This window comes from Agarivorans sp. QJM3NY_25, from assembly GCF_050870875.2.
Taxonomy (GTDB): Bacteria; Pseudomonadota; Gammaproteobacteria; order Enterobacterales; family Celerinatantimonadaceae; genus Agarivorans.
The window spans coordinates 970,145-996,149 of record NZ_CP194041.2 but is presented as its reverse complement, the minus strand read 5'-3'; the positions used below and the strand labels follow the sequence as shown (position 1 = coordinate 996,149).

Here is a 26,005-nt window from a genome sequence, read left to right as displayed (position 1 = left end):
CTTGATTCTGCCTATCAGATTTAAGCCATCGTAGGTGCTTGCTCAACGCGATAAAACTTAAGTTTGGCGGATGATTAAACTCGGCGCCAATCGATTCATACTGCAAATCCTCTGATCACCATCCCACATTCGTTGCAATAACAGTAACACTTGCGCCACCATTTGCTCCACTGGCTGAGCAACCGTACTCAGTTGATACCCTTGCCATGCGGCTTGTGGAACATCATCACAGCCGATCACTTTAAGTTGTTTAGGTATGGTCAAGTCAGCATGCTCTCGACAACAATCCATTAAACCCATCGCTAAAGCATCTGAGGCACAAAAAACGCCCGCTAATTGCCGTAACGATGTAAGCTCGCGCGCCGCTAAGGCATAACCGGCGGCATAAGCATAACGTCCAGCTTCGAGCAATAACGGTGCTGGGATGCCATGTTCCGTTAAGGCTTCTTTAAAACCTTGATAACGCTCGAGCGATGCTTGCCCATCGGCACGCCCCGCGACAAAACCAAGCTCGGTTAAACCCTGCGACACAAAATGCTGGGCCGCTAAGCGACCCGCGGTTAAATTGTCGGTCTGAACCGAAGGGATCAAGCCCCGCTCGTCAGCACGACCTAAAGTCACCAAGGGCAGTGACAGCTTAAGACACTGGTTAAAACTAGTCGCAGGTAACGAGCCCATCACCGCGATCACACCATCAACCTGATAACCCGATAGGCGAAGAATCGCCGCATCCATATCTTCAGCCTGCTTCACATTTAACAACATCGGTTGCTTACCACTTTGCTGTAATGCGGTTGATAGTTGTTCAAACAAATACGACTGATAAGGGTTCGAAAAATCACTAATCAGGATCGCCACCAAGTTCGAGCGCTGACGCGATACAGGGGTACTGAGGGTGCGCGCAAAAAAATTAGGCTGATAACTAAGTTCTTTAGCGGCTGCTAAAATCTTCGCCCGCTTTTTCGGATGAACACTGGCCCCCGCCGTGAAGGCACGAGAAACAGCGGAGCGAGATACGCCAACATGTGCTGCAACATCCGCAGCGGTTACTTTTTTATTCATATTCAGGCCGCTCTCGGTCTGGATGAATGATGTCTTCATGGTTTAGCCAAGTCGCGAGGGGTGAGCCTTTGGGCCAAGCCCACACAGGGCCAGTCATCTGCTTGCTTAAATAGGGCGCGATTTCAAGCCCTGCTAACTCACAAATAAACTGAGCTGCCATCACATCCCAAATGTTCACCTGTCCCATATAACAAGCATCTAACTCACCACAAGCGACTTGAGTGAGCGTCCACGCTGCTGAGCCGCTGACTCGCACCTGATGCCCCTGCGCGATCACTTGTTGGCTATGCCGCAGATAACGCTCCGGGATCCCTGCCTGGTAATTAAGATTTAAACCAATCACCAACTGCTGCTGAGCTACCGCCCGACTCTGCAAAGGCAGCAGCTGGCTCGCTTTACGCTCAAAAGCCCCCTGCCCTCGCACAGCATAAAACATCCGCTGATGCACCGGCGCATAAATAATCCCAAGCACCGGCCCTTGCTGATCAACCAAGGCAATACTCACCACAAAATCAGCCTGACCATATAAAAAATTAGTGGTGCCATCAATCGGATCGACCACCCAGCAAGGCAAGCAAAACTCGCCACCACTCTCTTCACCGAGTATATGCTGCTCGGGAAAGGCAGTCTGCAAGGCTTCTCGAATATGCTGTTCCACCAATTGGTCGGCTTGTGAAACCCAATCATGATGTCCCTTACTGCTAATAATTAGTGCATCACGTTGGGCAAACCATTGCAGCGCAATCGCTCCCGCCTGTTCGGCGATGGATAAAGCGACCTTTAATTGATGGTCGAATTGTTCAGGCAACATCTATAACTCCAGATTTTTCGCTCACCAACTGTTGTCCCTCTTCGGCGAGGTCTAGGTGCGCAATATGACGCACCAAGGCCGACAACTGAGGTCGATATTGGGGGTCGATATGATACAAACGCCATTGGCTACCCGGCTTATGAGTAAGCTTTTGAATATCCAGCCAACACCCATGACTGGGGTGAGGACTGAGTGTTTCGCACTCAAGGAATACCCAATCACTCTGCGCAGCCAACTGCTGCCCCTTGTGAGACAAGCTACCATCGCCCGAATAAAACAAACGATGCCCCCACGAAGTTCGCAGCTGCAAGCTCAGGTTGGCAACCGCGTGGCGGGTCACAGACGTTTCAATTTGCCATGGACCAATCGCCAACAGCGATTCGCTATTTTGCCGTTCAATCACAAATTCGAGCGAAGGTTCTGGCCAATGGGAGAATGCCAACAATGGCTCCAGCACTGGCCATTGTTCCGCTTGGGCAATCAACAGCAATGGCCGCTTGCGTTTTTTAGCATCCATCCAATTTAATAAGCAGCTCAAGCCTAAACAGTGATCCGGATGAGTATGGGTAATATAAATCGCATCAATGGCATCAGGATCCATGTTTCGATGAAAAATCGCCGCCGGTACTGTTGGCCCACAGTCAAGCAACAGTCGAAAATCATTTTCTTCAAGCAATAGGCTAGCACTGGTTCGCTCACCGTCGTAGGCATTGCCGATACCCAAGACTTCCAATTGAAAACTATGCGGCATCGAAGGCTCCAACCGCTTGAGCGTCATTCAAGCCTGCAATTCGTTGCCCATCACTCGCGAAGCAATGCAGCACCGAATTCGCAAAGTTAAGTGGTAAATAGTCAGCTAAGCGATAATAACAATCACTTTCCACCAAAAATGGCTGACCGTTCAATTGGCCATGGTATAAGCGTGAATGCCCTAGGGGCTCGATCAGCTCGATCTGCATTTCACAGTCTGGGGCAAGCGCGTCTATCAACACCTGATTGGGTCGGAGCCCCAAGCTTGTCACCGAAGCAGACAGCGCGGTGTGAGGACTAATCCTTTGAAAATCGTCTCGTTGGATAAAGTTCATCATCGGCGACCCAATAAAAGTCGCAACAAACTTATTTGCGGGCTGATGATATAAAGTCTCCGGCGAGCCGACTTGCTCTATTCTCCCCTGATTAAGCACCACAATTTTATCCGCCAGCGTCATCGCTTCCACCTGATCATGAGTGACATAAATCATGGTCGACTGTAAGCTTTGATGGAGCTGTTTAAGATGGATCCGCATTTCACTCCGCAATTTCGCATCTAAATTGGATAGCGGTTCATCAAATAGAAACAGCTGCGGATCGCGAACGATGGCTCGGCCAATGGCGACCCGCTGGCGCTGCCCACCAGAGAGTTCTCCCGGTAAGCGATCGAGCAATGACGTCAGCTGCAATTTGTCGGCGGTGTCACTCACCCGCAGGGCGATACTGGCCTTATCCATTCCGGCCATTTTCAGCGGAAAAGCCATGTTTTTTGCTACCGACAGGTGCGGGTACAAAGCGTAAGACTGAAATACCATGGCGACTTTGCGATCGGCGGGATGCACCCCATTCAGACTTCGTCCGTTGAGGCTAATTTGCCCGTCAGTGATTGACTCCAAACCAGCGATCATCCTTAGTAAAGTCGACTTACCGCAACCCGAAGGTCCTACAAATACCACAAACTCGCCCTCATCAACCGTGAGATTGATATTGGGCAGCACCGTGTTATCGCCATAGGCCTTATTCACTTGATGTAACTCTAGTTTTTTCATGTTGTGCCTCCTATTTCAAGCCCATTGAAAAGCCACGCAATAAATAACGCTGCATATAGCTGGCTAAGGCCAGCATCGGTAACGAAGAAACAATTCCCACAGCCATCAGCGGCCCCCATGCGGTGCCGTCCTCGGTCATAAAATTGGCAATAAACAAAGGGAGCGTGAACTTGTCTGGGGTATGAATGAACAACAAGGAAAACAAGAATTCATTCCAACCTAAAATCATGGCAAATATCGCGGTTGCCACCAGACCCGGCGCACACAGCGGAAACACAATATAAGCAAGGCGTTTGAGCAAACGGGCACCGTCCATCGCGCCTGCCTCTTCAATTTCTATGGGAATATCGCGCACAAAGCCAAGCAACATCCAAATACAAAATGGCAAGGTATATACCTGATAAGCCAATACCAGCCCCAATTTGCTATTTAGCAGGCCTATCTGGTTCATCAAAGAATACAGCGGGATCGCCACCACAATCGGCGGCATCATCTTGATCACCAAAACCGCGAACAAAAACAACTTATCCAAGCTGGCAGGAAAACGATAACGCACCAGTGCATATGCGGCCGCAAAAGCCACCACCAGCGATATCACCGTGGCCGACACCGAAATCAATAAAGTATTGGCCACCAAACGCGGTAAATCCCCCTGCCAAAGCGCCGCGAAGGCCGCAAAACTCGGCTGCCTTGGCAAAATGCTGGCACTGGCGCGCAGGATCTCACCGGGTGGCTTCAACGCCGTGCCAAACATCCACAAAACCGGCATGATAAACAGCAATACGATGAACCAAACCAGCACGCCATGAAACTTTGTATTCATCACTTGCCTCCTTGCATGACTTTTCGGGCATAAAGCAAAGTCATCACTAAGGAGATGCTCAACATCACCAGCGCCGAGGCACTGGCCATCCCTAAATCAAAGAAACGAAAACCATACTTATAAACAAACATCGACAGGGTTTCGGTGGCATTGCCCGGTCCGCCGCCAGTCATCACATAAACTTTGTCGAACAATTTGAAGGTATCGATGGAGCGCAGCAAAAATGCCAGCATCAGCTGTTTTTGGATCAGCGGCAAGGTAATGTAAAACAACGAACGCCAACCTTTCGCGCCATCCACCCGCGCAGCCTCACCAATATCCTTGGGGATCGACTGTAGGCCCGCCAAAATGATCAAAAATGCCATCGGCGTCCATTGCCAGGTATCCACCAGCGCAATTGAGTACAGGGCAAGATCCGGATTGAACAACCACTCTTGAGGCGCAAGCCCAATCATCACCAGCAAATGGTTAAGTAAACCATAATCATAGTGATACCAAGAACGCCAAATGGATGAGCAAACTAAAGTCGATAACATCATCGGATAGATAATCAGTGGTAAAGCAAAGCGGCGGCCCGGAAACTGTCGATGAAATAATAAGGCTAAAAACAAGCCCAATAGCACCTGAGAAATCGAGGCCACCAGTGTAAAAACAAAGGTATTTTTAATCGCCCCAATAAAGAAAAAGTCGTCAAATAATTCAGCAAAATTTGCCAAACCCACAAAGCGGAAGCTGCCGCTGTGCGGATCGGCATGACCAAAGGCGTTCAGCAGCACCGAAGCCAGCGGATAAATGGTTAACAAGCCCAAAATAATACAGCCTGGCAATAGCAACAGAGCTAATTGCTTACGATTTTCAAATAACATACACCCGATCCAACAAGGCCTTGCCAGCACAGCTTACAAGGCCTGTATCCAACAAAATTAACCTTTAATCATTCGCTCAATGCGACGTTGCGCCTGCTTTAAGGCTTGTTCGGCCGACATTTGCCCCATCATCGCCATTTGCAAGAAATCACCGAGTACACTCTCTACTTCTGCCCAGTTTTGAATGCGTGGGCGTGCTTTACCGGTTTTCAGCGCGGCGGCTTGTTGTGGGTACCAACGATATTTAGCAACCACATCTTTATCGAAATATGCGCTGGTGCGGGTAGGCGGGATCCCGTAGTGAAGCGCCAAATCTTTCTGAATATCAGCGCTGGTGGCATACCTCAGGAAGGCTTCGGCTTGTGACTTATGCTTGGCATCGGCAGGAATCGCCAATTGCCAAATCCCCAACATCGGCGAAGGCTGACCCACCTCTGCAGGCGGTGCCATAATTTCCATCTCGCCCACCACATTCGACACGCTTGCATTGTCCAGATTTGGCACCCAGGCAGGCCACACTTCAATAGCCATGGAGACGCTGCCTTTTTGTAAAGCATCACGAACTTCATCGGCGTTATACACTTCAACACCACGCGGCGCGTATTGCTTCATGGCAAGGAAGGTTTCTAAGGCCTGTTTGGCTTGCGGCGAGTCTAAGCTTGCCTTGCCTGATGAATCGACCACATTGGCACCATAGCCCCAAAGGATCGGTAAAAAACCGGTCACAATCGGATTGCCTTTCACACCTCGGAAAACCAAGCCTTTCACGTCTGCGCTTTGACTAATCGTCTTCGCCGCCGCCAATACCTCTGACCAAGATTGAGGCTGACTCAAATGATTTTTCTCAAACAACGCACGGTTCCAGGCAAACATGGCAACATTCCCCACCATGGGTAAGGCATAGACCGAGCCCTTGGCATCTGGATAACGGCCAATATTGAACGGTGCCTGAACAAAATCCGGATCGGCGACGGCATCGGATAGCGGACTTAGCCACTGGTTTGCAAAAAACTCCGGCGCCCAGGTGTCATCCATTAGAATCACATCATAGTGACCGGTTTTTTCACGCATCGACAGCACCACACTTTCGTACAAGCCCTTACTGGGACGCTTGACCAGAGTAATGTTGGTGTCTGGGTGGGCTTTCTCATACTGGTCCACCACATACTGCATGGCGTCTCCATAACTACTATCACGAGCTGCAATCACCAGCTCATCAGCATTTACAGCCAGCGAAGCGAGCATCAGGGTGCTGGCCATTAGTGTCCGTTGGAACATTGGATTCTCCTTGTCTTGATTAATTCTAGCGATCGATGTTTTGCACTCGCGTGCAATTTCGAATTCAAGACTAGGCTGGAAAAGTGTCAGTTATATGACCGAAACATGAAGTTTATTGGGACGCTAAAGGCAAACCGAAATACTGAAGCTCATCACAGCCCATCAGCAGATGATTTAGCACAAGTGAAGCCTCGCACAGCTTGTTTATTCAGGCGAGGCTCGCCGATCAGGAGTCGACATGGACATAGGCTGAACTCAAAAAAGTAACAATCTCTAGAGTTTTCAAAAGCATCAGCGCAAGTAATTCACGATAAAGGATTGATATGACCTGCTAGGCCAGTAACAAGTAAATCTCATAGCATGAGTTGTAAATCATCAAATCAGCGAGAGTCCATCTCGGTTATTTTCAGCGTCAGCAATTGTTTTTGCCACTGCGCTTTATCAACACCTTCCAACCAGATGGTGTCACTGTTGCGAGTTTGTCCCTTACGCAAATAACTCTCGGGCAGTCTAAAGATGGCTTGCCAAACCTTTAGCTCTTGCTTACTCAGCAAATCACCCGAATCTGCAAATAGGCTCACTGCTAGTGCAACCTGCACATAATTTTTACTGCCGGTATTTACCAATTCAAAGTTTAAACCCAGGCGATCCTGAGCATCCCACTGGCTACTCAGCAAACTCACCTTCACCCCATTTTTAGCCGTAGACTTCAATAGATCGGCCTGAGCGATGGCCGCCGAACTCAAACTTACCGAGGGAGCAGAAAGCTCCGTAGCCGACCCAGCGGCTGGCTTTTCGACAGCTTCTTCAGTCGCTAAAGCAGCACTCTTTGTCGCTTGGCCACTCACCTCACTAGCAGACTTTACAAACACATACTCCCAAGTGAAATCGTCGTTGAGTTGCACTCGTGCGCCATTTTCGAGAACAAGGGTGGCGACTTTTTCCGGCTGAAGCTGGTCTGCCAAACTGGGTATCACCCAAAACAAACAACAAATTGCGCTATAAACAGAGAATTTTTTAAACATAGATAGCTACCAGTCACATAAGATGGCTCTAGCATAAACAAGCCGTCGTGAAATTAATACTGTTGTAAGTCCGCCAAAACCGTAAATAGCGGCAATATTGCCGACTGCATGACACCTCATTTGCTTAAAATAAATTTAATCGAGTCACAAAACAGTAGCTAGCAGAAAAAGCATCAGGAAAATACGCTGCCAAGTGTTCAAATAAATCAAACTTAACTGAGTCAAAGCAGAGCCGAGCTATATCACTGCAAGCGCTTGAAACTTAGGCTTGAAAGTAATAAATTGAAGATGAAATCACGCACATTTCAAGCGTCCTTACTCATCACCAACCGCACCCGCAAAGGAGCAAGATGTTTATTGTTTCACTGAACTACATCTGCGATTTAGCAGACGTAGAAACACACTTAGATGCCCATATCCAATATTTAGATCGCCACTACGCCGCCGGAGTATTTCTGGCGTCTGGTCGCAAAGTACCGCGCACCGGTGGAGTGATCCTCGCGCAAGCCGATAGCCGCACCGCCCTAGATGCGATCTTGGCCGAGGACCCTTTCAAGATCCATCAACTAGCTGAATATGAGGTGACTGAATTTATTCCAACAAAAACCTCGCCAGCCTTGGAGTTTTTGGCAAGCTAAACTGACTCTGTCGCCTTACTACAAAACATTGTTACGGCGAATCAAAGGCGAGAGTCCTCAAGCTGTCACTCTACCAAAGCTGATAAGCGCAATTTGTCTTAAACGAGATTGCGCTGCTTTGGCGCTGACAAAGTTGCCGCTAAAACATAAAAAACTGCCAAAACAAGCAATCATAGTCAGTCTCGCCAAAGGCTCCGCTTTTGTTGGTAGACAAGTGCTTACTCTTTGATTATTTTAGCGAAATAAGCACTTGCTATCACTCTCGCCTTGGCATTTAATGCAAGCATATCCTCGTGAATTTGCACATTTCTCAGCAACACTCAAGTTGAGCGAAGGTGATGATTCAATGCTTAAAAGTCATCCTGTTATTTAGGAATAATCGAATGGATCTACATCTCTGGCTGATGTTCTGTCTGGCCTATTTGATCACCACCCTGTCGCCGGGACCCAATGTATTATTAGTGCTAAAAAACAGCATTCAACGGGGGTGGCAATCGGCCTTCATCACCATTCTCGGGAATTTAAGCTGCCAAGCGATCATCGTTTATTTAGTTGCCATTGGTATTGGACAACTGATCCAAGCCCTTCCTTTTTGGTTTATGGTCATGAAGCTGCTGGGCGGTATTTACTTAATATATCTCGGGATCAAAAGCCTCAGATCCCTTAACGTTTCAAGCCATACCAGCCCAAGCCCCAAGCCACAGAGTCAACGCTCTCTCTGGGCCTTGTTTATCGAAGCCTTTAGTGTGTCCGCCAGTAACCCGAAAACCTTAATTTTTCTATCGGCCTTCCTCCCACAATTTCTGAATACCGAACAAGCCACCGAAGGGCAGTTTTATCTGATGTTTATCAGCATTTGTTGCATTGTGACCAGTGTTCACCTGAGCTACGCATACGCCATCGGCTATTTAGGCAAGCGCTTTTCTTTCCAGAACTTTGAGCGACGGGTGGCTAAAGTAACCGGCGGATTGCTGATCACCATGGGCGGCGGTATGTTGTTGAGTCAGCGCGCTTAATCAGCGCTGTCAACTCAGCACCACCGAAGAGCACAATATAGGAGAAACAATATGGATTATTGGCTATTTTTATTACTCTGTTTGGCGGCTACCTTTTCACCCGGTCCCGCAGTATTGTTGGTGGTAAAAAACGCCGCCAACTATGGTGTGAATTATTCCCTCAGTGGGATCCTGGGCAATATCACCGCGATGCTCTGCTTGGCCAGCTTATCGGCGGCGGGCCTCGGCGCAATTATCTTAGCATCCACGTTGATGTTCACGGCGATCAAAGTCGTCGGCGGGATCTACCTTATTTATCTTGGCTTAAAGTCTTGGCTTGCCAGCCGAACCCTGAGTTTAAGCAACGATGCTCCCCCCCAACTTGATACAATCAGTCGCAAAAAGCTATTTCGCGAAGCCTATATTGTTGGCGTGAGTAATCCAAAAGCCATTGCATTTTATACTGCCTTGTTTCCGCAATTCATCCACCACGATCAAGCAATGCCAGAGCAATTTTTGTTGCTTGGCGGCACCTTTGCCCTATGCTCATTCAGCGCGCTGTTGGTCTATGCACTCACCAGCAAACAGCTCAGCCCTTATTTACGAAAACAAAATGTGAGTCGTCTATTTCATCGAATCACTGGCGGGGTATTTGTCGGCTTTGGTTTATCACTGTTACTTAGCCCCCACAAAAGCTAACTACGCAAATAACCAACGAACAGAACGCCAATTCAAGGAACCATCGATGAACATTAAAGAATTTTCTCAACGCAGTGGTTTATCGGCGCATACGCTGCGCTATTACGAGAAGATAGGCTTACTCAAGGGCATTCAGCGCAATGCCAGCGGCCATCGCAACTACCGTTCGCAAGATTTGGAGTGGGCTAACTTCATCATTCGTTTAAAAGAAACCGCGATGCCACTGTGCGACATTTTGCAATATGCCCGACTACGCGAACAAGGCCCAAGCACCCATGCCAACCGCCAAGCCCTGCTCGAACAACATCAAGCCAAGCTGAGCACGCATATTCAATCCCAACAACAACACCTCGCGGCATTGGAGCAAAAAATAAATTGGTATCATCGCCAAGTAGCGCTTGACTTAGAGTGAACTCGAAGTTGTACAGTGTGGTTTCTCAATACAGAAACGGAGCTTGCCCATGGACAACACCAGATACCAAATCGGCCTGGAACAACTGAGTAAAATTGATGGCGAAGCCGGCCATCAAGTGATCGAAAGCCTGAAAGACATCTGCCCCGATTTAGCCAGATATACCATCGAGTATCCCTTTGGCGACATTTACAGCCGACCGGGGCTCGATTTGAAATCACGAGAAATTGCCACCGTTGCGGCTCTCACCGCCATGGGCAACTGCCAACCCCAGCTCAAGGTACACTTACAAGCGGCGCTCAATGTCGGTTGCAGCGAAGCAGAGCTTAAAGAGGTGATCTTACAAATGTCGGTTTATGCTGGCTTTCCAGCAGCATTAAATGGGATGTTTGCCTTAAAAGAAATATTACAAGCCGCAGATTAAGGCTTAAGCCCCCCGCCTCAATGACGCTCGACCCGAAGCGTTCCGCCAATAACCCTCCCTTTGAGCAATAGACCGAAAGGGAGCTGCGGCACTCACCGTGCCGCGCCCTTTGCTCTCGAAGCGAGCGAACGACCCCAGCCCTCGAAATTTCAATCACAAGCCAAACGTTAGGGATTCGGGATGAGCATAAGCGAAAACATGAATAATCGATAGGCAGTGACATGATTTGCCATATCAGCATCGGTTGCGCCATCGCCAAATAAACTAATGGTAATGAGTTTTGGACTGATACCAATCTAACTCATTATCGGTTGATTGTTACTCGTCTAAATCACCGCGAACTGCGTGATGTATCTTCTCATGAGAGCCACGAGTCATGAGAGCCACGAGTGACTGCACTTGATACCTCGCTATCGGCACTTGCTCATATCATGAATCAGCTTGGTATGAATTTAGGGTTCCAAAAGAGCCTAGCGCCGTTGGGTGGGATCGGGGTTGGATCCACCGGGATGTTATCACCGGAACCATCACCGCCTTTACCAGCATCGACGCTAATTTTTATAGCCACAACCTTGTTTGCCCTCTCCTTCCCCAGGGTAGGGCTTTGGCTGCTGTTTGGCCGCATGCTAAAAAAGTGCTCAGGCAAAACAAAGACCGACAATAATTTAACCATGCAATGGCCGGATGGCTCTGTACATCGGTGGATCCGGCATGCCTGAAGATTACTCAACAAATGCGAGCCCTAACTTAGGGCTCGCCGGTGCCACCTATTAACGATTTTCTAAACGGCTGTAATCGAAGATCCCGCCACTAATTGGCTCGGCCTGCAAATAGGCTTGATGCAATCTATCGCTATAGGGCCAAAACTCTGAGCTAGTTCGGCGAACCCCAAAACGCTTCATCAATTGCTGGTAAGCCAACTCGTTATTCACATGCAGCAGCTGCTGTTGCAATTGCTTTAATTCGCTTTCTTGTACTTGCCAAAAAGCAGCGGGGTAGGCCCCCACAAGGCCAGGCAACAAAGTCAGCGTATCATTATCTGGCAAACGATATTTATCTTCCAAGAACAAGCTAGAGATGTTGGCATGGGCGTTATTTCGGAGCAGCGTAAAATACTGGCTCTGTGAACTTTCTGGCTGATCCACCTGAATAAACACCACTTGCGGTAACCATTTGACCGCTCCCCCCTTCCAGGCGGCCAGCTGGGAAGCAAAATCATTCACCGCTCGCGAATAATGGATCGGATCAATTTGGTACTTCGAACTCTGTACCGCAGCAAGCTTGGTTGATAACTTATTGTACAACTGCTGCTTATAGGGCAAATCTTGGTTATAGTGAACCGAGCTTTTAAAGAAAGCTTCTTGCGGGCGCGACTCAACAAACTTAATAATTTCTTTGTCAGCATCAACATACCAACGACGTAACTCATCATAACGCGCTTGCGCTGGTAACAAAGAAGCAAAGTTAAACTCACCTTCCATACGTAAGAAATCCATATATAAACGAGTCACCAATTGATGCCCCAAGTTACCATAGGGATCGTAGCCTGCCACCAATAAATAATGGATCCGTTCAAACAGGGAATAATCGAGGATCCAAGCCGTTTTAGGTGGCTTACCCACCGAACCTCGTACCACACTGGCACTATCAAAATGACGGAAAATCGTCAGCGCAGCATTGCTGTTATAACCATCACCATCCCAGATCAAATCTAAATCTATGCGGCCAGCATCTTCCTTCAACCAGTTTTGCTGGCTCTTGATCCGCGCTTCCATATATTGGCGGTGCCGTTTCGAATACGAGATCCAAGTACTCAGTGGCAAAACGTTACTCTGCTCTACCGAGGGCATCCGCAAGTGCTCACTTTGAGCCGCTAAAAAGTCGGCCTGTAGTTTTTCATACTGATGAGCAGGCGTAACAAAATACACCCAAAAATGATCTTGAATCACATTCAAAGCCACCTGTCCTCGACAGACTGGCCCCTTCATGAAACCCATAATGAAGGTTTCCGCGTCATCCAACATAAAGCGATAGCGCGAATTAACCGGAAAATCTCGAAAGGCTACAAAAGGATTTCCTGCCACATCAGGCTGGTAAGACGGTAATTGTTCAACTTTAATATTGTCAGCCAAAAACCAAGATTTCCAGCGTTCTGCTCGCGCTTCATCAAGATGATAAGGAATGTGGGTCTTCACCACTATACTCTCACGCTCAGGCATTAAACGGTAATAAACCCGCGCCACCCCAGGGTCGTCATAAGGTCGGCGGGTTGCAATTTCATCGACCGGAAAACCGGGTGCGGTGCGCGAACGAACCAGTTTAAAAAAAGCCGGACGTTTACTTTGTGAATCGTCAAAATAAAGATGAGTGATAAACAAGTGCTCATACAGATAGCGACTCATCAATTGTTCTTTTAGTGAATCACCATTAAGCAATGCTTCCCAACGTTTAACTTGCGCTGCGAACTGTTGGTGATGCTGCAAATCGTCGGCCATTGGCGCTCCGCTCACAAGCCATGCAGTGAGGCTATCAAACTCGGCATCACTGAGCGCTGGTAAACCGTAGGGCATGCCCCACTCTGGATGAGAAGCCTGAACCTTAGAGGCATATTCCTCGATACCAACACACTGTTGAGCGCGATCTAAAGCAAAATCATAGGCATTGGGATCGAGAATATCTTGCTGACTATCAACAAAATCTCGCTTTTGCTTCAGCGCCTGATACATCAGACCACCTTCCTGGTTCGCCTGTTCGCTTTGGATCCGCTCATTCAGCACTGGGTTAAAACCTTTCTGACGCCAAGCTTGAGTAGAACGCGCATCGGTATATAAGCGACTGGTAGGGTCGGCGATCAAACGACTGGAGTTATACACCCGTGCAGTGGTCAAGCCACGGTCGATGCCCGCAGCAGAAGTTAACTTGAGCTGACAGGGCGCATCATAACAGGCATGACACATCACACAGCGTTGGTCGAGGATTGGTTTCACTTCTTCTAGGAAGTTTGCGCTAGGTGGGTAATCTTCTGAATAAATCCGAGTCTGCACCGTAGCTTGACCAAAGCGCTGGTCAAACTGCTGAATGATAATGCTGGAACAGCCAACCACTACCACCAGTAAAAGGCCTAATACTGTAAAACGTCGAAACATAATTCATCCCTGTAATGAGGCAATGGCGTTAAGTAGCGATTGCCCATCCTCATTATTTTAAACCGTTAGTGGTTCATATCAGTAAGACAAGCTAGAGAAACTCCCCCCTATCTCGCTAAATCATAGGAAACAGCACACCAATCACCAACAGGCACCCGCAGCCAAGCACTCCAGACCCGCCATCAAGTTCAGTGATCGTGACATGATTTTACTCTATAACTTCCATATCCAAAAAATAAAGCAGCACCAACTGACACAAACACAACAAAAATCGATAAAACACTTGCGCATCTAAATGATAATAATTATCATTTAGATGCGAAGTTTAATCAGCAAACGCTAATTAAGCGACCAGATCCTGATCGACGGTGCCGTCGCACTTGTTGAACCCAGTGTCCATCGCGTGGCTAATTTCTTCAATAAAAAGCTGATTTGAAACGGGTCGAGGCAGAGACGCTTGCTCTTTAACTCGCGATTTAAAGCATAGGTTCAGCCATCAGAGGAAAAGCATAATGTTAGACCAACAACGCATCGAAACAATGGATGTTCACATTTTACTGAGTATCGTGAACATGCAAATTAGAAATGACTTCGGCAGCTTCAGCGAATTGTGTCAGTTTTACGCACTAGACCAAGATAAACTCACCCAACGACTGCAACAGGCGGGTTATGAGTTACGTGCTCAACAGCAGCAATTTATCGTTAGCTAAAGTCTTGCAAATACTGCTGCTCACTGATCAGCAAAGTATCTTCGCTAACGCGATCAACGATGCATAAACCTTGCAGATGGTCATATTCATGCTGAATAATACGTGCCACAAAGCCCTGATAATGCGCCTGTTGCCATTCGCCTTGTAAATCCTGATATTCCAACCAAACTGCTTGCGAACGGGCTATTTTTGCGCGTTGTCCAGCAACACTTAAACAACCTTCCCAACCCCACTGTTGTTGTTCGCTATATTGCTTGATCTGAGGATTACACAACACAAACGGTGCTAGCTCTGGCGCATCTGGATAACGTGCATTTGGCGAACTAGCCACAATCATCAACTGCCATGCGCGCCCGACTTGCGGCGCGGCAATCCCTACCCCGTTGGCCTGTGTCATGGTAAAACGCAAACGCTCTATCCAATGAAGTTGCTCAGCACTCAGCGGAAAATGCAATGGTTCCGCAACTTGAGACAACATCGGGTTGGGATAGTTGAGTAATGTTAATGGTTCAAGCTGGCTCACTTAAGGCTCCTCTGTTACATCACTGATGCCAGAATAGGCACGATAAGCAAACACTAAAAAAAATACATCCAATAATTGCCCCAACACTTTATTGGCAAAAAACCAAAAGTTGTTGGCATGTTGCGCAACTAACCAGTGATCAATTGCCCATACTGGTAATATGCTAATACCAGAGACAATAATCACACCGGCTAACAGCGGCCATTTGATCACATCCGTTTGCCGCCAACTATCATTAAGCGATTGTAAAGGAGAGCGTTTATATAAAACACAATTCAAATCGGCAAATAACAAACGACTCGCAAAGATAAGCCCGGGAACAACAAAAAAGTTAAGACCAAGCATCACTAAACTAAAGCTGATCGATACCACCACAAATAGCCTTGGCCAGATACTAAGCGACGCTTGAAAGCATTGAGCAATACTCCAAGGCTGCTGGTTTAGCTGAGCTCGAATATACAAGATACTCGCACCTTGATAGATTGGTTGGCAGAGTAAACCCAAGCAAATAAATATCCAATATTGCAATACCGAAGGGTGTGAAACGTCATACACATAACCACTCTGTAACGCAGAAAATGGAATAGCGAAGGGTAATACCATTGCCGCAAAACTAATAATATGCTGACGATAAAACGCTAAACTATCAACCAACCAATCCCACAAACTGGCGAATCTCATACAACTCCCTGAACAATTAACAACATCATCTTTGCCTGTGCCTTCATTTAGCGCTAAATGCACTGTTTAAGCTGAGCCAGACAAGCAATTTTCCAATTCACATCCGGATAAGGCCACGCAACAACTTCAGCGCTATCGGTGCGCTGCAACCAAATGCTGCTCAAACCTGCAGCAAAGGCGGCCTGAGCATCCTTCTCTAGATGATCCCCAATATAACAGCATTGAGCCGCAGGTAAATTTGCTAAGCGCAAAGCATGCTTAAAAATATCAAGTTTAGGCTTGGCTGCCCCCGCCACTTCGGCGGTTAATACAAACTCAAAAAAATCCACTAAACCCGCAGCCTTTACCTTTCGCTGCTGCATCTCTTCGGGGCCGTTGGATATCAGTGCTAAACGCCAACCTTGTTGCTGCAACTCCTTGAGACAGGCAAGAGTATCAGGATAAAGCTGGGTTGATGCGATATATTGCTGCATGAAATACTCAAAAACCTGTTCCGCTTGCGCCGCGCTCAGTTGCGGCTGCTGTAACACTTCCCGGGCACGAGCTTGACGCATTTCTGCAGCGCTCATCTGGCCTTGTAAAAACGCCGGATAATATAATTTTAAGGCCCGTTGCCAATGCTGCAGCGCCTGAGCTTGTTGCTCTGGCCAGTAGTGTTGAAATAAAGCTTCGGCCGCCAAACTGGTAGCGACACCGTCATCGACTAAAGTATCGTCCAAATCAAATAACAACATATTCACCGCTGCTTCCCTCTCCACAAATCTTCCTTATATAGCGCTTAGCAAAACCAACCAAGCCAATCCGTTTCAATCAACAGATAAATTAGTATTTTTCATGAATGGCTGAGCTAAAGGATGTTTACTGGCATTCACCACAGAAGTCAACTCTACTGGCTTATCCAATCTAGCAGTTCAAACCCTTCCCGGCCGAAGCGCATTTACCAAAAAACCAGCCGAAGCTGGTTATTGCTAATTCGCAATGCCAAGCAATCATCACGATCATCTCACCAGCCGATTTATTTAGGCGTAGGTGCAGGATCGTTCAATTGATCGACTTCTGCTTCGGCACACATATAAGCACGACTTGAACAAAATGGTGTTAAGGGTACCCGCGGCTCTAGGTTTTGCGCCTCGAGCTGTTGCTTCGCAAGATGTTTATTGGTGACCCGAGTCACGATGTAATAAGCCATCCACAAGCCAAGCAAACCAAATACAATACTCCCCACAGCTTGGCCCGCGAGTACACCTAGAGCACCAAACCACTGCCCACCAAAATAAGCAAAAGGAATCGTCCCAAGACTCGCTTTACCAAAATTGAGCAAGGTTGAAGTACTTGGGTAACCAAGATTATTAAACGCTGCGTTGGCGACAAACATGGCCCCATTAAACACAAAGCTGAAACAAACCCAAGTACAGAAAAAATCAATCACCGAGGCTGCATCACCACTCACGCCAAAGGCCGCAATCAGCAAGTCTTTCGAGCCATACAGCAGCAAAGAAATGGCCAGTACATAAACCACGTTAAACCACAGCGCTTTACTGAGCGCCTCTTTCACTCGAGGGTAGGCATGCGCGCCAAAGTTTTGCCCAACAATTGGACCAATCGCTCCCGACAGAGAGAAAATCATGCCAAAGGCAACTGGCATGATCCGCCCAACCACCGCCCATCCAGCCACATAAGCATCACCAAAGTGAGCAATCGCGGCAGTCACATAAGCATTCCCCATTGGGGTTGCAACATTGGTCATCATCGCTGGCAATGCAACCTTTAAAATGCCGCGTAAATCGTCAATCAAGCCGCCAATACGAAAAGCAGAGATTAGCTGATGTTTACTGATCACACCGGACAGAGCCACCCCAGCTACCGCAAAGCGTGCGACAACCGAAGCGATGGCCGCGCCCGGCAAGCCCAAGCCTAAAGCAAAAATGAACAAGGGGTCGAGTAAGGCATTCACCCCACCGCCAGCGAGAGTAGACCACATCGCCCGTTTTGCATCCCCCACCGAGCGCAACGCTGCCCCCGCACTCATCGCCATGCCTAAGATAGGCAAAGAAGGTAATAAAATATGTAAATATTCTACCGCCAAGGCATGGGTACGCGACTTCGCACCAATTAGCGTTAATAATTCGGGGGTAAAGATCCACGCTAAGCCAGCCACCAAGCTACTGATCAAAAAACCCGTTGCCAGCACATTGGTCACTAACTGACGAGCGCGGCTTTTATCCTGTTGGCCAATCGCCTTAGAGACCAGAGCGGTCATAGCGATCGACAAACCAATCGTAAAAGAGGTGGTAAAAAAAGCAATCGTACCAGCGTAACCCACGGCGGCAGCAAGCTCGGCCTCCCCCAACAAGCTAATAAAAAACAGATCGGCTAAATCAACCAAAAATAAGGCCGTTAAACCGATCGCATTAGTGGAGGACATCAACACAATGTGCCGAAAAATATCACCAGAAATAAATTTTGCCTTGGGCATAGATGCTCACTACAGGGATCTTAAACCCTGAGTGTAGGTGCAAAGCCAGCCGAAGTCATTGCTCAAATACCCCCGAATAAACAAGGGTTTTAAGCGATGGCTTTAAGCAAAGCTTAAACTAAGCTGGCGCGTAACTCCTTCGTCGCCTGCACCATGTTTTGCAAAGCTAACTCAGTTTCTTTCCAATTCCGGGTTTTCAAACCACAATCGGGATTCACCCATAAACGTTGCCAAGGGATCCATTTGGCCGCCTTATCAATCAATACCTTCATGTCTGCAACACTCGGAATGTTGGGTGAGTGAATATCATAAACCCCGGGGCCGATCTCATTTGGATAGGCAAAGTGCTCGAAGGCCTGTAATAAACTCATTGCCGAGCGTGAGGTTTCGATAGTAAGCACATCTGCGTCTAAGGCAGCAACCGCCTGCATAATATCGTTGAACTCGCTGTAACACATATGGGTATGAATTTGCGTCTCCGGCTTGGCACTGGCCGCCGATAGTTTAAAAGCGGCCACCGCCCAATCTAAATAAGCAGACCATTGACTGCGTTTTAAAGGCATACCTTCACGGATCGCAGGCTCATCAATTTGAATGATCTGGATCCCCGCTTGTTGTAGGTCGGCCACTTCTTCATTTAAAGCAACAGCAATCTGTTCTGCGATTTGCGCTCTGCTCAGATCTTCACGCGCAAAGCTCCAGGTCAGCATGGTTACTGGACCCGTTAACATGCCTTTTACCGGTTTTTGCGTCAGCGATTGTGCATAGCTTGCCCACGCAACGGTTAGGGGTTTACTGCGCTTAATATCGTCAACAATAATCGCCGGCTTCACACAACGAGAACCATAACTTTGCACCCAAGCAAAACGACTCACCAAGAAGCCATCGAGTAACTCGGCAAAGTATTCCACCATATCGTTGCGTTCAGCTTCGCCATGTACCAATACATCTAAACCAAGCCTCTCTTGACGCTTGATCGCCTCCCGGATGTGCTCGGCGATGGCCGCCTGATAGTCTGTTGGACTTAGCAAACCAGCCTTAAACTCACGCCGCTGGCGACGAATTTCGGTGGTCTGAGGGAATGAGCCGATAGTAGTCGTGGGCAGCGCAGGTAAGGCTAAACTTTGCTGCTGAATAACTTGGCGCTGGGCAAAGCTTTGCCCACGCTCTCGCTGTAACAAGGAGAATTGCTGAATTTGCTGTTGTAGTTCTCCCTCAGTTGCAAGGCTTTGCGCCTGCACCGCAGCGCTATATTGCTGAGCTTTAAGCTGAGCCGCTGCATCCCCATCAATCACGGCAGCCAAGCATTGCAATTCCTCTAACTTTTGCTCGGCAAAGGCCAAGCGAGGCTTTGCTTCGGCTAACTCGGTTTCAGCATTCAAATCAATCGGACTATGCAACAGCGAACAGGAGCTGGCCAACCATAAACGCTCCCCCAATTGTTGCTTGGCCGCTGCCAAGCGCTCAGCTAAGACGGGTAAGTTGGCTCGCCATACATTACGACCATTGATCACGCCAGCCGACAATACCCAGTTCTCGGGAAAATCACTCAATATTGGTTCAAGCTGTTCAGCGCTAGCACTTAAGTCGAGATGTAAACCATCTACCGTCAGCTGCTTAATCAGCCCTGTATTACTTAAGACATCGTCAAAATAACTAGTTAATAATAAGTTACAGGGACTTAAACGGCTGTTGTAGGCCTGCAATAAAGCATCTTGCCACTGCGCTTCTAATTCTAAACCTAAGATAGGCTCGTCTAGCTGCACCCACTCAACCCCCAGCGCGGCGATACCTTGCAAGATCTGCTGATAGACCTGGATTAATTTCGGTAGCAAAGTGACCCGCTCGAATGGCTCACTGCAGGCTACATCATTGCGCCCCAAATATAGATAGGACACCGGCCCTAGTAACACAGGTTTCACTTTATGACCTAAAGCCAAGGCTTCTTTAATTTCGTCAAATAATTGTGACCATTGCAAACTAAACTCACTATTGGCAGAAAACTCCGGCACAATATAGTGATAATTGGTATTAAACCACTTACTCATGTCCGATGCGGCATGGTTGCACCCGCAACCTTGTTGACCACGGGCAATAGCAAACATCGTGTCTAAATTTAGTTCAGCAGAGCGATGGCGCTGTGGTAGATTCCCTAACAATAAGGAAGTATTCAACACTTGGTCATACCAAGCAAAATCACCAACGGTCACCCAAGCTTGACCACTGTCTCGCTGAGCTTGCCAATTTTGTTGGCGGATCTGCCGCCCCACTTCCAGTAACTGCTGTTGCGAAGATTCCCCCCGCCAATATGCCTCTAAGGCAAACTTCAACTGACGCTGTTTACCAATACGGGGGTAACCCAAAATATGTGTGATAGTCATAAACTAATCCTTTTAGCCGTCTAGATGTATACAGCTCCATACTGGCAAGCGAAGCCGCCAATTACAATTGCAAAGTATTCAAACAAAAATGAATTAAATTCAATTTAGAAAGCATAAAATGGAAGTTAGGACTACGTATACAGCCATGATTTAACATCAAGAGCATTTAAAATGAATTTAATTCAATTTAAGGAAACTAAAATCGCCGCTAACTATACAAGCAAAGTCCAAGCTCCTAAGCTTGCGACTTAATCGCTAATAGCACTGGTACTCTGTTGAACTTATGTTAGAAATTAAACACTTACGTAGCCTACAAGCCCTTGCCAGCAGCCCTTCGATGAAAAGCGCCGCAGCCAAACTATTTGTTAGTGAATCGGCTCTCTCTCATCAACTCAAGGGTTTGGAACAAAAGCTTGGCGTCCACTTACTACTTAGGAAAAGACAAGCGATACAATTAACCGAACCCGGCAAGCAAGTGCTGGCGCTCGCCGAACAGGTTTTGCCCCTTATAGGCCAGCTAGAACAAACATTAATTAGCGGCAACCAGCATTCAAGCAGGCTCAACATCAGCGTTGATTGCCATGCTTGTTTCCAATGGTTATTGCCAAGCCTGCAACAATTTAAACAAGCTTGGCCAGAGGTTGTAAGTAACCTTTGCCAAGACCTAAACTACGATGGGCTGCCGCTATTACAGCAAGGCGAAACTGATTTATTGCTGACCTCTCAAGTTTCACCGCAGGAGGACATCCACTACCAACCTCTATTCGAATATGAAATGGTCATCATTTGCCCATTAACGCATCCACTCAGCAGTAAAACTGAGCTTAGCGCCGCTGATCTCTGTCCACATACACTAATCAGTTACCCAGTAAATCCGCAACGTTTAGACATATACAACTTTGTTTTAACGCCCGAGAATCTTCAGATGAAACACCGTAAACACGCCGATAATCCAGCGATGTTAGTGCAAATGGTAGCCGCTGATATGGGCATTGCCGCGATGCCTTATTGGGCAGTTGATCACTATGTAAAACAACGGTTAATATGTGCCCTGCCATTGCAGCAAGCCTTATGGCGACCAATGTACGCAGCTTACCCATTAAGCCTGAGAAACGCCCCAGCCTTACAAGCATTTTTACAATTATTACAACAGCAAACCTGCAAATTATTACCGGGCATCAGAACGGTGAGGGTAATGTCAAAAAAATATAATCAATAATTTGACTAAAGTGACAACTTAAGTTTACAGTTAAAAGGCAGTATGGTTATTCAGTAAGGATTAACCAACAACCAAGAAGGGACCGTTAACCTGATGTTATCTCAATGGGCTCCCGCGAATTTTCCAGAAAAGAAAATAAGTCTAATGATGCACGTGGCTGGGCTGTTTCCCTGCGTGTATTTTTCTATCCATCATATTTTCTATAATAACTTTTTGTTTGGGATCATCATTCTCCCTTGCATGTCTACTCTGCTGGCATCGGTTTACTTAATGCTCACTCGGCCCAACTCCCAAGATTATAAAGTCGCCGATTTCTGGTTTCTATTATTAGCGATTCCACCAGTACTGCTGGCCTTAATTCTTCCCGAAATGCATGGTGAGTTTTTTGTTCCGCCATTAATTCTAGCTTGCTTTGTTCGCCTGCCCTTAAAACTGGCCGAGCGTCTCGTTATGGCGCTCAGTCTCGCAGCGATTGGATTAAGCTTTCAGCACTTGGGCAGCCATATCGCCCAGCGCTTTAGCCTTAGCGTAATCGTGTCACATTTTTTTGCTTGGGGTTTAGCTCGGTTACTAATGAAACAAAACACCGAATTAAAAGAACTCGCCTTTAAGGATACCCTGACTCGCTGCTATAACCGCCGCGCCCTATACGAGGAACTACTAATCGCAAAACAACACTATAAACATAACAATGTTGTCAGTAGTATCATCATGTTAGATATCGATTTCTTTAAACAAGTGAATGATCAACATGGCCATAATGTCGGGGATAAAGTTTTGGTTTGGTTTGCCACTTATTTACAAAACAATGTACGAGTCAGCGATCAAGTATTTCGCTTTGGCGGAGAAGAGTTTCTCATTCTTTTGCCAAACACAGATTTTAGCCAAGCCTACCACGTCAGTGAACAGCTGCTACAACAACTCGCCCAGCCCTCTGCTCCTCCTAATCAACAAACCATTAGTTTTAGTGCAGGCGTAGCCAGCGTGATAGCCAGCGAAAACATTGACGACTGGTTAGAACGCGCCGACCAAGCGATGTATTTGGCCAAACAAGCCGGACGCAAGCACACTTGGCCGAGGCATATAAAGACACCTAACGAAACCAAGCCATTCACCGAATGCTCGACCATTAAAACGATATAACTGTCGAAGGACAATCGCTAGTTGCGGTGGCTGTCTAGTTATCTATCTGTTTATCTAGTTATCTGGCCGCAAGATTAGGTTCCACTTAGAATGGAAGGCGTGCCAGCCCAATCAAGCATCAAGGCTAGAGTGAAGATCATCACCAAGCAATACCAAGCAATACCAAGTATTTTAGGATATCTGATATATAGAAAGATGGCCTAAGCGAATTGGCTGGTCATCACAAACAATGATCAATGGGCTATAGTGGAGAAAAGTTTGAAGAAGATGGGCGAGCAGTCGCTGGCTTATTTCGTAAGGCTTTCTTGCTCGCTCCGCCATAAGCGAGTTCCGCAAGCTAAACAGACATTTTCACGCCGATAATCCATAAGGCTATCCACGCCATACTCCCAAATTTGCTCACTATGACAATGGAAACACTGAGCACCAGTCGCTAAAGCTGTCTCTGGATGACTTGACAGATACTCATCATACGAAGGTAAATCCATCCATTCTCGCTCACTGGAACTTCGACGGAATAGAAACAAAGCCAAAGCTCCAAGAAAAATCAGCAGCAGCTCGAACACCATATTGATCTAGCCTTATCAGTCGTGGCTCTTAAACATAGAGCGTTTCATCACCGGAACACATAATTAGCAAGTAAGTCGAAAGATATTCACTTAGTTAACCCTCGAAATCAACTTGATTCGTAAAAATCATCAGACTAAAAGCAATATATGGAGCAAACCAATTTACAACTTATTTACATATTAGAGTGTAGGCTGTAGCTTAGTTAAAGTTGATTAAATTAAAATTTCATCAACGCCATTAAATCAAAGCCAAACTCCGCATGATCACGATGGCACCTTTTGTTTGTTTAAGGATGAACCGCTAACAATGAGCTTATTACTGAAGTATTTCTCAATCACCCTGTCGTTATTCAGTTTACTACTCGCCACACTCATCATGACACTCGGCTATTGGCCAGAGACGACCTTTAGTATCTCTCTTAGTTATTTATTATTATTTTCACCACGGTGGTGGCTGCTCATCCTCAGTTTATTACCACTATTCGTGCTAAAACAGTTATCCAAATGGCAATATTTGAGCTGGGCACTCTGCGCAGTAGTATTCTTTCAATTTCAAGATATTCAGCTGCATTGGCCATCCGAGCGACGCGGTGAGATGAGTATCCTCACATTAAACAGCGGCGGCGGCGCCAATGCCGCAGAGATCCACAATTTAGTCGAGCAATATCAACCCGATGTTGTGTTTATGCAAGAATCAAATTTGGCCCTGCTCGAAAAAGTATTTGATGCGCGTTGGTATCGACACTGTGATAGCTTGTGTACGGCAAGCCGAACCCCCCTTGAGCATCAGGGCAGCATATCGCGCAGCACCTTTGGCGGCTGGGGAAACTTTGCGGTATTTTACCAAACTACGATAAATGACCAAGTCGTCCACCTCGCGAACATTCATTTAGAAACACCACGTTCAACGATCACTAGCTTGCTGCATCGCAACGTGGATAAGAACGCTTTTGCTGATTTACACTTCGCCCGCAACATGGAGACTTCACTAGTGGGATCATGGGCCAAGCAACATCGCGATTTCATTATCGCTGGTGATTTTAATATGACGGTTCAAGAAAAACTTTATCAAAAATATTTATCGACTTATCAGAACGCAATCGACACCGCTGGTAGTGGCATTAATTACAGCAAATATACCACTTGGCATGGAACCCGGATCGACCACATTTTAGCCTCGGATGAATTTTCTATTCAATCCGCCAAAGCACTGGCTGCCGTTGGCGGGGATCATCATCCAATATTAGCTAGTTTTACTTATAGGCCTTAATCGATATACGACCTTGCAAACTACGCTTACCCCCATCGAAGGCCAACAACAGCAAGGCCAAAACGATCAAAATATAGGTTGGCCATTGCTCCGGCGACAGTCGCTCTCCCAATAGCCAACCAACAGCAAATACCAATAGCGGCTCTAAATACCCCATTAAACCAAACAAGCTAAGCGGCAAACGGTTAGAAGCCGCTAAAAATAGCAGCATTGGAATTGTACCCGCGATCCCCAAACCCAAATAATAAATCCATGGGTAATCGACAAATAGCGTTAAGCTGGTTTCCGCAGACCAAACCGGGGGCAGATTAAAACACAAATAAGCAATGGCCAGAGGCAACAGCAATAAGTTATCAATAGAGAAGGCAATATGACCCGGCAACGCATATTTACGACGTAACATAAAATATAGCGGATAACCAAACGCCACCAACAACATCACCCAAGACAAGCCTTCCGCGAGCAGGTAAGCATAAGCAACCCCGCCGCCAGCCAGACTCACCGCAGCCCACTGCATTGAGTTTAAGTTTTCCTGATAAACAAAACGCCCGACCAATACCAAAATTATAGGTAACGAAAAATAGCCGAGCGCAACAGCCAAGGTTTGACCGTTAGCCGGAGCCCAAATAAACACCCAGAACTGCATGCCAACAAGCAATGCAGATGCCCACAAACGAGGCCATGTTCGCCAATCGAGGAGCAGCCTCACTAAGCTTGGCAGCTGACCCGTAAAGCTGAGCAACAGCAGCATAAGACCACTACTCCATAGAATTCGTTGCGCAGCTAACCAATTTCCACTATGAGCTTCAAGTGGAAAAAAATGAATATACCAAGGCAAAAAAGCAAACAGACAGGATGCCAATGCAGAGCAGGCCAAGCCAAGATATAGTTGCGAAGAGGGGCGTCCATTCACCAGAATTACAGCTCAATAATCAAACATGGACACCGATTAAGCAGTAAATATCAGCCTACCGCAAGCATTTTAGTCAATATCAAACTATCGCTGCCTTGGCAAAGTATCGCTTAAGTTAAACGCCTTGAGACTGTACATATAT

Annotated in this window: 25 protein-coding genes; 9 read left to right on the top strand and 16 right to left on the bottom strand. The window is 47.1% G+C overall.

The window, feature by feature from the left end; all coding sequences use genetic code 11:
- Nucleotides 1-57: 57 nt before the first annotated feature.
- The 8 genes from ACRRSW_RS04575 to ACRRSW_RS04540 form a co-directional block, all read right to left on the bottom strand.
- Nucleotides 58-1,062: a LacI family DNA-binding transcriptional regulator gene (locus ACRRSW_RS04575; RefSeq protein ID WP_432461013.1), complete on the bottom strand. Its 1,005-nt coding sequence runs from the start codon at nt 1,060-1,062 to the stop codon at nt 58-60.
- Entirely contained in the window at nt 1,055-1,873 is an 819-nt protein-coding gene (locus ACRRSW_RS04570; protein ID WP_432461012.1) for an inositol monophosphatase family protein, read from the bottom strand. The genes ACRRSW_RS04575 and ACRRSW_RS04570 overlap by 8 nt, the downstream gene beginning before the upstream one ends.
- Nucleotides 1,863-2,624 carry an MBL fold metallo-hydrolase gene (locus tag ACRRSW_RS04565; RefSeq protein WP_432461011.1) on the bottom strand — a complete coding sequence of 254 codons (762 nt, stop codon included), beginning with the start codon at nt 2,622-2,624 and terminating at the stop codon, nt 1,863-1,865. The genes ACRRSW_RS04570 and ACRRSW_RS04565 overlap by 11 nt, the downstream gene beginning before the upstream one ends.
- Nucleotides 2,614-3,672: an ABC transporter ATP-binding protein gene (locus ACRRSW_RS04560; protein ID WP_432461010.1), complete on the bottom strand. Its 1,059-nt coding sequence runs from the start codon at nt 3,670-3,672 to the stop codon at nt 2,614-2,616. Before ACRRSW_RS04560 ends, ACRRSW_RS04565 begins: the two co-directional genes overlap by 11 nt.
- Before the next feature lie 10 nt (nt 3,673-3,682).
- Entirely contained in the window at nt 3,683-4,495 is an 813-nt protein-coding gene (locus ACRRSW_RS04555; protein WP_432461009.1) for a carbohydrate ABC transporter permease, read from the bottom strand.
- Nucleotides 4,495-5,361, bottom strand: coding sequence for a carbohydrate ABC transporter permease (locus ACRRSW_RS04550; protein ID WP_432461008.1), 867 nt, complete (start codon nt 5,359-5,361; stop codon nt 4,495-4,497). Before ACRRSW_RS04550 ends, ACRRSW_RS04555 begins: the two co-directional genes overlap by 1 nt.
- Before the next feature lie 57 nt (nt 5,362-5,418).
- Nucleotides 5,419-6,639 carry an ABC transporter substrate-binding protein gene (locus ACRRSW_RS04545; RefSeq protein WP_432461007.1) on the bottom strand — a complete coding sequence of 407 codons (1,221 nt, stop codon included), beginning with the start codon at nt 6,637-6,639 and terminating at the stop codon, nt 5,419-5,421.
- A gap of 380 nt (nt 6,640-7,019) precedes the next feature.
- The gene (locus ACRRSW_RS04540; RefSeq protein WP_432461006.1) at nt 7,020-7,664 is read right to left on the bottom strand and encodes a DUF3157 family protein; all 645 of its coding nucleotides are present in this window, start codon (nt 7,662-7,664) and stop codon (nt 7,020-7,022) included.
- Between the two features lie 350 nt (nt 7,665-8,014).
- Here ACRRSW_RS04540 and ACRRSW_RS04535 point away from each other — a divergent pair, with 350 nt between their 5' ends.
- From ACRRSW_RS04535 to ACRRSW_RS04515, 5 genes are all read left to right on the top strand, one after another.
- Entirely contained in the window at nt 8,015-8,302 is a 288-nt protein-coding gene (locus tag ACRRSW_RS04535; RefSeq protein ID WP_432454403.1) for a YciI family protein, read from the top strand.
- 383 nt (nt 8,303-8,685) lie between these two features.
- Nucleotides 8,686-9,318 carry a LysE family translocator gene (locus ACRRSW_RS04530; protein WP_432454405.1) on the top strand — a complete coding sequence of 211 codons (633 nt, stop codon included), beginning with the start codon at nt 8,686-8,688 and terminating at the stop codon, nt 9,316-9,318.
- A 51-nt stretch (nt 9,319-9,369) separates the two neighbouring features.
- Complete coding sequence (locus tag ACRRSW_RS04525; RefSeq protein ID WP_432461005.1) at nt 9,370-9,996, top strand: LysE family translocator; 627 nt, start codon at nt 9,370-9,372, stop codon at nt 9,994-9,996.
- Between the two features lie 46 nt (nt 9,997-10,042).
- Nucleotides 10,043-10,408: a MerR family transcriptional regulator gene (locus ACRRSW_RS04520; protein ID WP_432461004.1), complete on the top strand. Its 366-nt coding sequence runs from the start codon at nt 10,043-10,045 to the stop codon at nt 10,406-10,408.
- 49 nt (nt 10,409-10,457) lie between these two features.
- Nucleotides 10,458-10,832 carry a carboxymuconolactone decarboxylase family protein gene (locus ACRRSW_RS04515; RefSeq protein ID WP_432454409.1) on the top strand — a complete coding sequence of 125 codons (375 nt, stop codon included), beginning with the start codon at nt 10,458-10,460 and terminating at the stop codon, nt 10,830-10,832.
- 770 nt (nt 10,833-11,602) lie between these two features.
- Here the strand turns inward: ACRRSW_RS04515 and ACRRSW_RS04510 are convergent.
- A complete protein-coding gene (locus tag ACRRSW_RS04510) occupies nt 11,603-13,978 on the bottom strand; it encodes a fatty acid cis/trans isomerase (RefSeq protein ID WP_432461003.1) in 2,376 nt (791 codons plus the stop codon).
- A gap of 512 nt (nt 13,979-14,490) precedes the next feature.
- On the opposite strand from ACRRSW_RS04510, the gene ACRRSW_RS04505 reads away from it, so the two are divergent.
- A complete protein-coding gene (locus ACRRSW_RS04505) occupies nt 14,491-14,688 on the top strand; it encodes a DUF4250 domain-containing protein (RefSeq protein ID WP_432454413.1) in 198 nt (65 codons plus the stop codon).
- Here ACRRSW_RS04505 and def read toward each other — a convergent pair.
- The 5 genes from def to metE form a co-directional block, all read right to left on the bottom strand.
- Nucleotides 14,681-15,211, bottom strand: a complete 531-nt coding sequence (gene def / locus ACRRSW_RS04500) for a peptide deformylase (RefSeq protein WP_432461002.1) — start codon at nt 15,209-15,211, stop codon at nt 14,681-14,683. The genes ACRRSW_RS04505 and def overlap by 8 nt on opposite strands.
- Nucleotides 15,212-15,892, bottom strand: coding sequence for a hypothetical protein (locus ACRRSW_RS04495; protein WP_432461001.1), 681 nt, complete (start codon nt 15,890-15,892; stop codon nt 15,212-15,214).
- 53 nt (nt 15,893-15,945) lie between these two features.
- Nucleotides 15,946-16,650, bottom strand: a complete 705-nt coding sequence (locus ACRRSW_RS04490; protein ID WP_432461000.1) for an HAD family hydrolase — start codon at nt 16,648-16,650, stop codon at nt 15,946-15,948.
- 257 nt (nt 16,651-16,907) lie between these two features.
- Nucleotides 16,908-18,368, bottom strand: a complete 1,461-nt coding sequence (locus ACRRSW_RS04485) for an MATE family efflux transporter (protein ID WP_432460999.1) — start codon at nt 18,366-18,368, stop codon at nt 16,908-16,910.
- 113 nt (nt 18,369-18,481) lie between these two features.
- Complete coding sequence (metE, locus tag ACRRSW_RS04480) at nt 18,482-20,749, bottom strand: 5-methyltetrahydropteroyltriglutamate--homocysteine S-methyltransferase (RefSeq protein WP_432460998.1); 2,268 nt, start codon at nt 20,747-20,749, stop codon at nt 18,482-18,484.
- A gap of 283 nt (nt 20,750-21,032) precedes the next feature.
- Here metE and ACRRSW_RS04475 point away from each other — a divergent pair, with 283 nt between their 5' ends.
- Together ACRRSW_RS04475 and ACRRSW_RS04470 are read left to right on the top strand one after the other, a co-directional pair.
- Entirely contained in the window at nt 21,033-21,968 is a 936-nt protein-coding gene (locus ACRRSW_RS04475; protein WP_432454420.1) for a LysR substrate-binding domain-containing protein, read from the top strand.
- A gap of 93 nt (nt 21,969-22,061) precedes the next feature.
- A complete protein-coding gene (locus tag ACRRSW_RS04470; protein ID WP_432460997.1) occupies nt 22,062-23,111 on the top strand; it encodes a GGDEF domain-containing protein in 1,050 nt (349 codons plus the stop codon).
- A gap of 287 nt (nt 23,112-23,398) precedes the next feature.
- Here the strand turns inward: ACRRSW_RS04470 and ACRRSW_RS04465 are convergent, their stop codons facing one another.
- Entirely contained in the window at nt 23,399-23,680 is a 282-nt protein-coding gene (locus tag ACRRSW_RS04465) for a hypothetical protein (RefSeq protein WP_432460996.1), read from the bottom strand.
- 307 nt (nt 23,681-23,987) lie between these two features.
- Between ACRRSW_RS04465 and ACRRSW_RS04460 the strand changes: the two genes are divergently transcribed.
- A complete protein-coding gene (locus ACRRSW_RS04460; protein WP_432460995.1) occupies nt 23,988-24,950 on the top strand; it encodes an endonuclease/exonuclease/phosphatase family protein in 963 nt (320 codons plus the stop codon).
- Here the strand turns inward: ACRRSW_RS04460 and rarD are convergent.
- Nucleotides 24,934-25,863, bottom strand: coding sequence for an EamA family transporter RarD (gene rarD / locus ACRRSW_RS04455; RefSeq protein WP_432460994.1), 930 nt, complete (start codon nt 25,861-25,863; stop codon nt 24,934-24,936). The genes ACRRSW_RS04460 and rarD overlap by 17 nt on opposite strands.
- Nucleotides 25,864-26,005 lie beyond the last annotated feature (142 nt).